The sequence below is a fragment of the Pseudomonas sp. Pseusp18 genome (genome assembly GCF_059506005.1).
Genome location: NZ_CP169240.1, coordinates 1119361 through 1131331, shown reverse-complemented (window position 1 = coordinate 1131331; position 11971 = coordinate 1119361). Strand labels below are relative to the sequence as shown.

Here is an 11971-nt window from a genome sequence, read left to right as displayed (position 1 = left end):
ACGATCAAGGCTCAGGGGTGAGCTCGCGCCACATGTGGATCTTGTCGAAGTAGTCTTCGCCGACCCGCACCGCCAACGGTTCCAGGCCAAATTGCACGAAGCCGCAGCGCTGATACAACCTGAAGGCGGCTTCGTTGCCGGCGGTGACGGTCAGCTGGATCAGCCTCAGGCCCTCATGGGCCTGCGCTTCAGCCAATGCGGCCTGTACCAGTTGATAACCGAGCCCGCGCTGGCGCACCTTGCCGGTCACGTACATGCCAAACAGCGTCGCCTTGTGCCGGGCCTTTTCCCGAGACTCGAAGGCCAGGCCGACGATGCCTGCCAGTTCCCCTTCCTCGAACGCCCCGAGCACCCGGTCCAGCTTGCTGGTCAGGCGCGACTCCCACCACCCCAGCGGCATCGTGGCGCGCTCGCGCACGCTGGAAGTGAACGCCTGGGGATGCGAGTCGTAGGCTTCGAGCATCAGCGCCCGATAATCCAGGGCATGACTGGCATCAAGCCGCTGAATCCACATGTTCAGGCCACTCGCCGCTGCTCAAACATCAACCGCACCGCCAGCCCGGACAGGACGAAGCCCATGAAATAGCGCTGCATCGCCAGCCAGTTCGGGTTGTTGACGAACCAGGAGGCGATGCCTGCGGCGAACAGCGCGATCAGCAGGTTGACGCTGAAGCTCACGCTGATCTGGGTCAGGCCGAGGATGATGCTCTGGTTGAACACCGAACCGTGCTCAGGGGAAATGAACTGTGGAAACACCGACAGATAAAACACCGCGATCTTCGGGTTCAGAGCACTGGTGAGAAAACCCATCGTGATCAATTTGCGTGACGAGTCCGCCGGCAACTGCTGCGCCTCGAACGGCGAACGCGCACCGGGCTTGACCGCCTGCCAGGCCAGCCACAGCAGGTACAACGCACCGGCCCACTTCAGCACCTCGTAAGCCACCGGCACGGCCATGAACACCGCGGTCAAACCCGCTGCGGCAGCGAACAGGTGCACTAGAAATCCCGCGACCACACCCAGCAATGACGTCACCCCGGCCTTGCGTCCCTGGCAGATGGAACGGGAGATCAGGTAGATCATGTTCGGCCCCGGCGTGAGTACCATCAGCAACGCCGCGGCGGCAAAAATCAGTAAGTCTTGAAGTGGAATCATGGGCATCCTGTCCTTGAAGTCAGACCGTCTGGGTAATCAGGCGGTTTCGATCAGTGAAGCTCGATAAAACGGCAAGATCAGGTCGCGTGTCAATGGCGCCAGGGTGAGATCGCCGTCGGTAGCCGGGTCGATCCAGCGCACCTCTTCGATTTCCGCCGCCGGGCAAACGTCAGAGTCGATAGTCAGCTGAAACAGTTCGGCCTGTACGACAAAACCCGGCTCGTTGGCGGCCGGTGCCGAGAATGGCCCCAGGTAGGTGGCGTGCGCCGGATCGATGACCAGTCCCAGCTCCTCCTCCAGCTCACGGGCGAGGGCGTGGACCGGTTGCTCATGAGCCTCGATCTTGCCCCCCGGCTGCATGAACGCCTGGGTGCCGCGCTTGCGCACCAGCAAGGTGCGACCGTCGGGGCCGATCAACAGGGCAGCGGCAATGTGGATGATGCGGGGCGAAGCGGTGGATGAAAGCGTCATGGATCAGGATTGGCCTTGGGTAAAAGGCGCAAGGATCACATGAGCGCCGGCTTTTCGTCACGCCAAAAAGCATTGTGGCGAGGGGGCTTGCCCCCGTTGGGCAGCGAAGCAGCCCCAAAGTCTCTGATGTATCAAAGATCTTGTGAGTGCTACGCACTCAAACGGGGGCAAGCCCCCTCGCCACAGGCCGCTCCCACTGTTGATCAGTGCTGAAAGCTCAACTCGTCTCGAGAATCGCCACTTCCTCCGGCACTTTCACAAAAATGCTGTACTTGGCACCTTCCATCGCCTCGAACGCGATCAGTTTCTCCACCAGCGGCCCGTTCAACACCTTGCCGGCATTGAGCAGCAGCATGCCGTTGTCGGCATTCAGGTTGCGCGCCAGGATCATGCCCGCCGCCAGGTCCCGGGTGGTCAGCACCTTGACCGTCGGATCGGCCAGCGTCACATCGCTCAGGTAAGCAGCACAGACCTTAATGAAATCCTCCACCAGTTCCGGGTCATAGAGCCGACCGGCGTACTGGCGGATATACACCAGGGCTTCATCGCTGTTCATCTGCCGTTCGAGGATCAGCCCGCGCTGCAACTCGATGAAATCCACCGCCAGTTTCAGCAACCGCGAACCGAGCGGAATGGCCTCGCCCTTGAGCCGATCGGGAAAACCGCTGCCGTCCCAACGCTCCTGGTGGTGCAGGATCAGCCGCGCGGCATCTTTCATCGGGTCGAGCGTCATCAGCAGCGACTCACTCTGCTTCGGATAACCCCGATAGCGCTCGCGGTCATTGTGATGCAGCAGATCCGAAGGCGTGCCCATCATGCTGTCGGTCCAGCTCAACTTACCGATGTTGTAGAGCGCCGCCGCCATGGTCAGATCACGACTGGTGCCTTCGTCCAGGTGATGGAGTTTGCAGTACACCCGCACCAGTTCGATGATCTGCCGGTTGGTCTGCTTGGCAGGTGGCAGGCGCAGGTTGGCCAGCAACGAAAACACTTCCGTGCCGGTGACATAGCTGCGTTTGAGCTCTTCGTAAGCCAGGTCCAGCATGTCAGCGGTCTGTTGCAGCTCGCTGGTACGGGCCGCGACGTGTTTTTCCAGGGTGGTGTTGAGCAGCTTCAGTTTTTCGTTCTGGTCCCACGTCTCCTGCACCAGACGCAACCGCTCACGCTCGGAATACTGATAGGCCAGCGATTGCCGCAGCGTCAGCAGCATTTCCTCATCGTGCCAGGGCTTGCTGATGTAACGATGGATCTGCCCTTCATTGATGGCTTTGATAATAGCCGAGGGGTCGGCATAACCGGTCAACATGATCCGGGTGGTGTCGGGGTAGCGCTGATGGACGTGGGCCAGCAGCGTGGCGCCGTCCATATTGGGCATTCGCGCGTCACTCATCACCAGATCGACCGACCGCTGCTCCATGATTTCCAGGGCCTGGGCACCGCTGGTGGCCAGCAGCACCTCGTAGGGCTGGCTGCGCAGCAGGCGGCGCAGGCTGTTGAGAATCGACTCCTCATCGTCGACCAGCAGTAACGTGGGTTTATCGGTCACAGTCGTGGGGAGCTGCTCTTCCATGGCGATACCTCAAGTGAAACCAGCCTCTTTATGTCAGGCGCGAAAAAACTTCCTCTGACTTTCCCGAGCCTGAGCTACAGGCTAGATGATTTTCCGACCGACTCCGCAAATGATTCGTTTCAGTCAACCGGGCGAATATCCGACCGGACGACTATGCTCAGGTCACTCGGATCCAAACGATGCCCGCTCCGTCCAGCACTCAGGGAAGGGATACCCTCTATGAGCTCATCGCACCAAACTGCTGTCGGTACAGGCGCATGTCAGTGAATACGCTGCTTGCGCGGACTAATCGTCGGATCCTCATCGTCGACGACACCGCGTCGATCCACGAGGATTTCGCCAAGATTCTCAGCCCGTCATCGATCGAAGACGACAGTCTGGCCAGCGCTGAAAACGCCCTGTTCGGCACCCCCGTGTCGGTATCGTCGCAAGGTTTTATCATCGAATCCGCGTTTCAGGGCCGTGAGGCGCTGGACAAGGTCGAGACCGCGCTGGCGAATGACTCGCCCTACGCGATGGCCTTCATCGACATGCGCATGCCGCCGGGCTGGGACGGCCTGGAAACCATCGAGCGCCTGTGGCAGGTCGATCCCAAGCTGCAAGTGGCGCTCTGCACCGCGTATTCCGACTATTCCTGGGAAGACATCGACGAGCGCCTGGATCTGGGCGATCGCCTGCTGATCCTGAAAAAACCGTTCGATGCCATCGAAATCCGCCAGATGGCCAGCGCATTGACCGCCAAGTGGCAAATGACCGAAGACGCGGCGCTGAAGATGTCCCTGCTGGAGCAAGCGGTCGAGGAGCGCACCCGGGAGCTGTCCGACGCCAACATCATTGTGCAGAACAGCCCGACCATTCTGTATCGGCTGCGGGGCGAACCGTCGTTTCCGTTGATGTATATCTCCCACAACATCACCAAATACGGCCACATCGCGGCGGCCCTGGTGGCTTCGTCCAACTGGGCTCAGGAGCTGATCCATCCCGACGATCAAGAGAAAGTCGACACCGCCATGGCGCGGGTGCTGGACCGCCATGCAGCCGGTGCTTCCATCGAATTCCGGATGCGCACCGGCGACGGTGACTGGCGCTGGGTCGAAAACCGCTACATCCCGGTGCGCGACGATGAAGGCCGCTTGCTGGAAGTCGAAGGCATCATCATCGACATCACCGAACGCAAACTGGCCGAGGAAAAGATTGCCCTGCTGGCCCGCACCGACGGGCTGACCGGGCTGGCCAACCGCGCGACGCTGATCGAGCGCCTGCATCAGGCGTTCGCCGCCGCCCGGCGAGGGGCCACCCCGTTCGCCATGTTTTACCTGGACCTGGATCACTTCAAGCGCATCAACGACACCTTGGGCCACCCGGTGGGTGACCTGTTGCTGCAGGAGGTCGCCCGACGGATCAAAACCTGCGTGCGGGAAAACGACGTGGTCGCCCGCCTGGGGGGCGACGAGTTCGCGATACTGCAACTGGACGTCGGCGATCCGACCCAGTCAGCGGCCCTGGCCGCCAAGGTCCGCGATGCGCTGGTGCTGCCCTACTCCCTGGCCGGCAACGACGTGCGGGTCTCGGTCAGTATCGGCATCAGCAGCTACACCCAGGTCAGCCTCAGCGCCGACAGCCTGTTGACCCAGGCCGATATGGCGCTGTATCGCTCCAAGGAAAAGGGCCGCAACCAGTACCACTTCCACTCCGAGGAAATCAATCAGGAAGTGGTCGAGCGCATGACCATCGCCAACGACTTGAAAACCGCCATCGAACGCGACGAGCTCGAACTGCGTTACTGGCCAGAAGTAGACCTGAGCAGTGGCAAGATCCTCGGCATGGAAGCGCAGGTCAGCTGGAATCACCCCATACGCGGTTTACTGGAAGCCCCGGCATTCCTGCCTGCGGCGGAAAAGACCGGCATCATCATCGCCCTCGGTCACTGGGTGCTGGAGCGCGCCTGTCGGCAAATGCACCAGTGGCGCGACGAAGGCATGGCACCACCGGTGGTGGCGATAAAACTGTCCCTGGCCCAGCTCAAGAGTGGTCCCGAGCTGATCTATGACGTGTTGCGCACCACTGCCCGCTGGGATCTGTGCCCGTGGGACCTGCGTTTCGACGTCACCGAAGCGACCCTGGCCCAGACCAAGTGGACGCACAACGATATCCTGCCGCGCCTGCATGAGCTGGGGGTGAAGATCGCCATCGATGACTTCGGCACCGAATACTCTTCGTTCGACTACCTCAAGACTTACCAGGTCAATCACCTGAAACTCGCTCAGGCGTTCATCGACACCGCCGCCCACGACGCGGCCAGCGCCACCACCTTGCGGGCCATTATCAATTTCGCCCGCGACGTCGGGATCGGCATCATCGCCGAAGGTGTCGAAACCCAGGAGCAACGTACTTCGCTGATGGCCACCGGTTCACCGATGAATGCCCAGGGCTACTACTTCAGCAAAGCGGTCAGCAGCCAGCAGGCCGCCGAACTGTTGAAGGCCGGGAGCATCGTGCACGCGAATCAAAATCCCGGAGCAATGCCGGGCGATTCGCAACGTGCCACGGAGGACAAGGAATGAAAACTTCGTTCATCCAGGCCAACCGGCGCATTCTGATCATCGATGACACGCCCTCGATCCATGAGGACTTCCGCAAGATTCTGGGCGCCGATACCGACGATGAACTCACCCTCGCCGGCACTGAAGCTGCGCTGTTCGACACCCCACAAACGACTCGGCTGGTCTTCCAGCTCGACTCCGCCTATCAAGGCCAGGAAGCACTCAAACTGGTCAAGCGAGCCCAGGCAGAAGGTCGCCCTTACGCCATGGCGTTCACCGACATGCGCATGCCGCCTGGCTGGGATGGCCTGGAAACCATCGAACGGCTCTGGAAAGCCGATCCTAACCTGCAAATCGCGCTGTGCACGGCGTTCTCCGACTACACCTGGGAAGCCATGGCCGAACGGCTGGAGTTCGGCGATCAATTGCTGGTGTTGAAAAAACCTTTCGACAGCCTGGAAATCCGCCAGATGGCCAGCGCCCTGACCTGGAAGTGGCAGATGGCGCAGGACGCGGCGATGAAAGTGCTGAGCCTGGAGCAAACCATCGAAGCACGGGTCCACGAACTGCTCAAGGTGTCTCATCTGTTGCAGTACGACGTGTTGACCGAGCTACCCAACAGCACCTTGCTGGGTGACCGGTTGAACCAGTCCCTGGCCTTGTCCAGGCGCCATGACAAACAACTGGCGGTGATGTTTCTGGGGCTCGACCGCTTCAAGCGCATCAACAATGCGTTGGGTCACCCGACCGGTGACGAGATGCTCAAGCGCGTCGGGCAAAGCCTGGTGGCCTGCGTGCGCGCCTCCGACTCGGTGTTTCGCTACGGCTCCGACGAATTTGTGGTGATCCTGGCCGACATCCACCACCCCCAACAGACCAAGGGCATCGCCGAAAAACTGTTGAACGCCATACGTGCGCCCCAGCACGTCGCCGGACATGACCTGAGCGTGACGGCCAGCCTGGGCATCAGCATCTATCCCGATGACGGTTTCGATGCCATCGCTCTGATCAAGAAAGCCGAAACCGCGATGCGCAACGTCAAGGAAAGCGGCCCCAACGATTTCAGCTTTTTCATCGATGAGATGAACCAGCGCGCCCGGGAACAGCAGACCATCGAGTCGGGGATTCGCCTGGCACTGGAGCGGAACGAGTTTGTCCTGCACTACCAACCGAAACTCGACCTGGGCAGCGGCAAGGTGGTCGGCGCCGAGGCGTTGATCCGCTGGCAAAAACCGGGGCAAGGCTGGATCTACCCGACAGACTTCATCGGTGTGGCCGAAGACAGCGGCTTGATCGTGCCATTGAGCAAATGGGTGCTGGCCCAGGCCTGTCGGCAAGCCCGTACCTGGCAGGCAAATGGCCTGCCGAATCTGTGCATGTCGGTGAACGTGTCGGCCATTGATTTCCGCCAGCGGGATTTTGTCGAAGGCATCGAACAGATACTCCAGCAAACCGGTATGGACCCCGCGTTGCTGGAGCTGGAGATCACCGAGGGCGTATTGATGCAGAACGTCGATGCCACGATGGTCGCGCTGAATCGGCTCAAGGCTTTGGGCGTACGGCTGGCCATCGATGACTTCGGCACCGGCTACTCCAGCCTGAGTTACTTGCAACGGTTTCCCATCGATGTACTGAAAATCGACCAATCATTCATTCGTGGCCTGGGCCGTGACAGCAACGACGCGGCCCTGGTCGGCGCCATCATCAGCCTGGGCAAAAGCCTCAATCTGACGGTCATTGCCGAAGGGGTGGAAACCCTCGAACAACTGAATTTTCTCAAGGCGCTCCATTGCGAGGAAGGCCAGGGCTACTACTTCAGCAAAGCCGTGGAGCCGGACGCCTTCGTGCAATACCTGACCTCCGTAAAGCCAATCTCCTGAACGATGTGCAACGACACACAGGCCCTGAGCCAAGGAATCACAAGATGTCACGTTCCTTCTGCTACTTGCTCCTTGCGCCTCTACTCGGTTGTTGTCTGATAGCCAGTGGCGCACCGCTGGACGAACCGCTCAAACCCTTGCCCGCAGTGCCCGAGCAGAATCCCTTGCAAGTCGAACTCGGTCGCCGGTTGTTCAACGAACCACGGCTGTCGGTCAACAACAGCCTGTCCTGCGCCAGTTGCCATCGTCTGGAAATCGGCGGCGCCGACGACAAGGCATTGTCCACTGGCTTCAAGGGCGATCCCTTGACGATCAATACCCCGAGCGTGTTCAACGCCAGCCTGAACTTCCGGCAATTCTGGAATGGCCGCGCCGATTCTCTGGAAACCCAAGCCCACGAAGTGGTGCAGAGCCCCAGTGAAATGGGCAGTCATTGGGAGCATGTGGTCCAGATGCTGTCCGCCGACCCGGATTACAAAAGCGCTTTCACCAAGGCCTACCCGGACGGCGTCACCATGAACAATGTGCAAAGTGCCCTGGCCACCTATGAGCGCACGCTGATCAGCGTCAACTCGCGTTTCGACCAATACCTGTCGGGCAATACCGACATTCTCACGACTGACGAGAAGTACGGTTACCAACGCTTCAAGGACTACGGCTGCATTGCCTGCCATCAGGGGGTGAACATCGGCGGCAACATGTTCCAGAAATTCGGGGTCATGGGTGATTACTTTCAGGCTCGTGGCAACCCCACCGAAGCCGATCTGGGCCGCTATCTGGTCACCAAGGCCGAAGAGGACCGCAACGTGTTCAAGGTGCCGAGCCTGCGCAATGTCGCGGTGACCGCGCCGTACTTTCACGACGGCTCGGCTAAAACCCTCGAAGAGGCGGTAGACGTGATGTTCAAGTTCCAGCTCGGCCGTGTGCCCTCCGACAAGGACAAGGACCTGATCATCAAATTCCTCAAGACCCTGACCGGTGAATGGGGAGGCAAACCTTTATGAAAACGTTCCCCCGCCGCAACCTGGCACTGCTCGGTGCCGTGGCCGTGCTGCTGGCCTCGACGCTGTTGTTCCTGTACCTCAAATCCAGTTCGAGCGAGACGTCGACCTACGCCGAGTCCCGGGACTTGATCGGCCGGATCAAACAGTTGAACGCGCAATGGGAAACCGAGATTCTCAAGGCCAGGATCGCCATCAGTCACAACTACGATCCACTGGTGACACCGTTGAGCGAGATGACGCGCCTGTGGCAGCGGTTCGAGAGCATGGAGTCCAGTCACGGCCGCAACGACACGCCGACCTGGCGTGCCAGTCATGAGGCATACCTTGCCGCCATCCAGGAAAAAACCCGCTTGGTGGAGCAGTTCAAATCCCACAACGCGGTGCTGCGCAACTCACTGGCGTTCCTGCCCACGGCCGAAGACGACATCCAGCAACCGCTTACCCGACTGCCCGATGAAGACAAACTGCAACTGCAGAACATTGCCACCGACACCTACGACTTGCTGCTCAGCAGCCTGGAGTTCGCCCAGGTCACCTCCGACGATAGAGCGGCGGATATTCTGCTGGGGCTGAACAAACTGGGGGTGAACAAGCAGCGATTGCCGGAGCAGTTTCACAGCCCGATCGATATTTTGAGCAACCACATCGCGCTGATCCTGCGTGAACAACCGGTGGTCAATCGGTTACTGGAAAACATCGAGGCCATTCCCGTGGCCGAACGACTGGACGACATTACCGGCCTGCTGAACAAAGACCAGCAGCAATCCGATGCCATCGACCAGCGCTACCACTTCTACATGTTGGTGTTTTCGACGCTGCTGGTGCTGGTGCTGGTGTACCTGGCAATTCGCCTGATGCGCAGCTTCGGGGAGACTCAGCGGGTCAACAAGGAACTGCAAAACGCCAACGAAGTCCTCGAACAACGGGTCGAAGAGCGCACCCGCGAACTCAAGGATACCCAGAGCGAATTGCTCGACACCGCGCGTCAGGCCGGCATGGCCGAAATCGCCACCAACGTGCTGCACAACGTCGGCAACGTGCTCAACAGCGTGAACATCTCGGCCGATCTGGTCAGCCGCCGGCTGCGTAGCAGCAAGGCCCAGGGGCTGGGCAAGGCGATGCAGCTGATCAACGAGCATCAAAGCGACCTCGGGACCTTTCTGACCCAGAACGAGAAAGGAAAATTACTGCCCGGCTATTTGAATCAACTGGTGGAGGCGATTGCCCTCGAACAGCAAGGCATGACCGAGGAACTCGCGCAGCTGAGCAAAAGCGTCGATCACATCAAAGACATCGTCGCCACCCAGCAGTCCTACGCGGGGGCCAACAACCTGGTGGAACCGCTGTACATCAGCGAACTACTCGAGGACGCCCTGCGCATGAACGCAGGCGCCTTGACCCGGCATCACGTCACAGTGGTCAAGGAGTACGGCGACGTACCGCAAGTGATGGGCGACAAGCACCGCTTGTTGCTGATCCTGATCAACCTGATCAGCAACGCCAAATACGCCATGTCCGACCTCAGCAACCGAGCCCGACAGATCACCCTTGGGGTAAAAGTCGTCGAGGACACGATCCTGCAAATCAGCGTCAAGGATGACGGCGAAGGCATTGCGCCGGAAAACATGACGCGGATCTTTGCCCACGGTTTCACCACCCGCAAGGAAGGCCACGGCTTCGGCCTGCACAGCTGCGCGCTGGCCGCGATCGAAATGAACGGCCATCTCACCGCCCACAGCGACGGACCGGGCAAGGGCGCCCTGTTCACCTTGCAGATCCCGTTGAAACCCGTCATGGAGGAAGCATGAGCGACCTTTCGAACCGCCGCATTCTGCTGATCGACGACACCCCGTCCATCCATGATGACTTTCGCAAGATCCTCACCCCGACATCGGCCAAACATGCGGAACTGGACGAAATGGAGGCCGCGCTGTTCGGCAGCGAAGTGAAATCCACCCAGCTTCTGTTCGAGCTGGATTCAGCCTATGGCGGTCAGGAGGGCCTGGGCAAACTCGTCCAGGCCTTACAGGAAAACCGCCCCTACGCCCTGGCCTTCGTCGACATGCGCATGCCCGAGGGCTGGGACGGTGCACAGACGATCGAACACCTGTGGCAGGAAGACCCGAGCCTGCAAGTGGTGGTGTGTACCGCCTATTCCGACTATTCGTGGGATGAACTGCTGGAGCGCCTGCACGCCCACGACCGCCTGCTGATTCTGAAAAAACCGTTCGACAACATTGAAGTCCAGCAGATGGCCAACACCCTGCTCACCAAATGGGACATGACCGAACGAGCGTCTATCCAGATGAGCCATCTGGAGCATCTGGTGGACCAGCGCACGGCCCAGTTCAAACAGGCCAGCGAAGCATTGCAGCGGGAAATCGACGAGCGCAAACAACTGGAAAGCCAACTGGTGCAGTCGGAAAAACTCGCCTCGCTGGGGCAACTGGCGGCGGGGGTCGCCCATGAAATCAATAACCCCATCGGTTTCATTTCCTCCAACCTCGGCACCCTCGATGGCTATTTCAAACAACTGCAGGCCATGCTTGATGCCTATCGGGAGGCGGAGGCGGCCATTACCTCAAGCGAGGTTCTCGAACGTCTCGGCCAGCTCCGTGAAAAGGTCGAGCTGGAGTTTCTGCGCGAAGACATTCCGCTGCTGATCAAGGAATCCAAGGACGGGATCAATCGGGTCGGGCAGATCGTCAAGGACCTGAAGGACTTCTCCCGCGTCGACTCCAATCAGGAATGGCAGTGGGCCAACCTGCAGCAGGGCATCGAGTCGACGCTGAACATCGTCGCCAATGAACTCAAGTACAAGGCCGATGTGGTGAAGGAGTATCAAACGCTGCCTGACATCGAATGCCTGCCGTCGCAGATCAATCAGGTGATCATGAACCTGATCGTCAACGCGTCTCAGGCCATGGGTCCGGAACGGGGCACCATCACCCTGCGTACCGGGCTTGAAGGTGAAACGGTGTCGATCGAAGTCGCGGACACCGGATCAGGCATCGAACCGGAATGCCTGCAGAAAATATTCGACCCGTTCTACACCACCAAACCGGTGGGCCAGGGAACAGGGCTCGGGTTGTCACTGTCCTATGGCATCGTGAAAAAACACCGGGGCGATATTTCGGTACGCAGCGAAGTCGGCGTGGGTACCACGTTTCGGGTCGAGCTGCCGATGCGCCAATCGAAAGCGGCTGTCTGACCAGCCGAACAAGGGATCAAATCTCAATCCAGGCTGTTTTCGTTTATTCTCCAGGCGCAGAATGCCTGACGCTCTGTGCTAACACAGGAGATCTCTGTGGCGAGGGAGCTTGCTCCCGCTGGATCGCGAAGCGATCC

At 59.7% G+C, this 11971-nt stretch carries 9 protein-coding genes; 5 read left to right on the top strand and 4 right to left on the bottom strand.

The features are described 5' to 3' along the window. Window positions 1-4 precede the first annotated feature (4 nt). The 4 genes from ACEN9A_RS04890 to nosR all read right to left on the bottom strand — a co-directional run bounded on the left by ACEN9A_RS04890 (window position 5) and on the right by nosR (window position 3196). A complete protein-coding gene (locus ACEN9A_RS04890; RefSeq protein WP_258672496.1) occupies window positions 5-514 on the bottom strand; it encodes a GNAT family N-acetyltransferase in 510 nt (169 codons plus the stop codon). A gap of 2 nt (window positions 515-516) precedes the next feature. Then, entirely contained in the window at window positions 517-1155 is a 639-nt protein-coding gene (locus ACEN9A_RS04885) for a LysE family translocator (RefSeq protein ID WP_019581569.1), read from the bottom strand. A 36-nt stretch (window positions 1156-1191) separates the two neighbouring features. Next, the gene (locus ACEN9A_RS04880) at window positions 1192-1626 is read right to left on the bottom strand and encodes an NUDIX hydrolase (RefSeq protein WP_019581570.1); all 435 of its coding nucleotides are present in this window, start codon (window positions 1624-1626) and stop codon (window positions 1192-1194) included. A gap of 217 nt (window positions 1627-1843) precedes the next feature. After that, window positions 1844-3196, bottom strand: coding sequence for a response regulator c-di-GMP phosphodiesterase, NosR family (nosR, locus tag ACEN9A_RS04875; protein ID WP_258672494.1), 1353 nt, complete (start codon window positions 3194-3196; stop codon window positions 1844-1846). Between the two features lie 257 nt (window positions 3197-3453). On the opposite strand from nosR, the gene ACEN9A_RS04870 reads away from it, so the two are divergent. Genes ACEN9A_RS04870 through ACEN9A_RS04850 form a run of 5 tightly spaced genes read left to right on the top strand, consistent with a single transcriptional unit; the run spans window position 3454 to window position 11834 of the window. Beyond that, window positions 3454-5760, top strand: coding sequence for a GGDEF/EAL domain-containing response regulator (locus ACEN9A_RS04870; RefSeq protein ID WP_258672493.1), 2307 nt, complete (start codon window positions 3454-3456; stop codon window positions 5758-5760). Further along, window positions 5757-7619 carry a putative bifunctional diguanylate cyclase/phosphodiesterase gene (locus ACEN9A_RS04865; RefSeq protein WP_258672492.1) on the top strand — a complete coding sequence of 621 codons (1863 nt, stop codon included), beginning with the start codon at window positions 5757-5759 and terminating at the stop codon, window positions 7617-7619. Before ACEN9A_RS04870 ends, ACEN9A_RS04865 begins: the two co-directional genes overlap by 4 nt. Before the next feature lie 44 nt (window positions 7620-7663). After that, complete coding sequence (locus ACEN9A_RS04860) at window positions 7664-8623, top strand: cytochrome-c peroxidase (RefSeq protein ID WP_258672491.1); 960 nt, start codon at window positions 7664-7666, stop codon at window positions 8621-8623. Next, window positions 8620-10431 (top strand): DAHL domain-containing sensor histidine kinase, encoded by a 1812-nt coding sequence (locus ACEN9A_RS04855; protein WP_258672490.1) that lies wholly within the window; start codon window positions 8620-8622, stop codon window positions 10429-10431. The genes ACEN9A_RS04860 and ACEN9A_RS04855 overlap by 4 nt, the downstream gene beginning before the upstream one ends. Further along, window positions 10428-11834 carry an ATP-binding protein gene (locus ACEN9A_RS04850; RefSeq protein ID WP_258672489.1) on the top strand — a complete coding sequence of 469 codons (1407 nt, stop codon included), beginning with the start codon at window positions 10428-10430 and terminating at the stop codon, window positions 11832-11834. The genes ACEN9A_RS04855 and ACEN9A_RS04850 overlap by 4 nt, the downstream gene beginning before the upstream one ends. Window positions 11835-11971: the final 137 nt, after the last annotated feature.

Excerpts from the sequence above, each read along its gene's own strand:
- ACEN9A_RS04890 (WP_258672496.1), bottom strand. The coding sequence starts at position 514 with ATGTGGATTCAGCGGCTTGATGCCAGTCATGCCCTGGATTATCGGGCG.
- ACEN9A_RS04865 (WP_258672492.1), top strand. The coding sequence starts at position 5,757 with ATGAAAACTTCGTTCATCCAGGCCAACCGGCGCATTCTGATCATCGAT.
- ACEN9A_RS04870 (WP_258672493.1), top strand. The coding sequence starts at position 3,454 with ATGTCAGTGAATACGCTGCTTGCGCGGACTAATCGTCGGATCCTCATC.
- ACEN9A_RS04855 (WP_258672490.1), top strand. The coding sequence starts at position 8,620 with ATGAAAACGTTCCCCCGCCGCAACCTGGCACTGCTCGGTGCCGTGGCC.
- ACEN9A_RS04880 (WP_019581570.1), bottom strand. The coding sequence starts at position 1,626 with ATGACGCTTTCATCCACCGCTTCGCCCCGCATCATCCACATTGCCGCT.
- ACEN9A_RS04885 (WP_019581569.1), bottom strand. The coding sequence starts at position 1,155 with ATGATTCCACTTCAAGACTTACTGATTTTTGCCGCCGCGGCGTTGCTG.
- nosR (WP_258672494.1), bottom strand. The coding sequence starts at position 3,196 with ATGGAAGAGCAGCTCCCCACGACTGTGACCGATAAACCCACGTTACTG.
- ACEN9A_RS04860 (WP_258672491.1), top strand. The coding sequence starts at position 7,664 with ATGTCACGTTCCTTCTGCTACTTGCTCCTTGCGCCTCTACTCGGTTGT.
- ACEN9A_RS04850 (WP_258672489.1), top strand. The coding sequence starts at position 10,428 with ATGAGCGACCTTTCGAACCGCCGCATTCTGCTGATCGACGACACCCCG.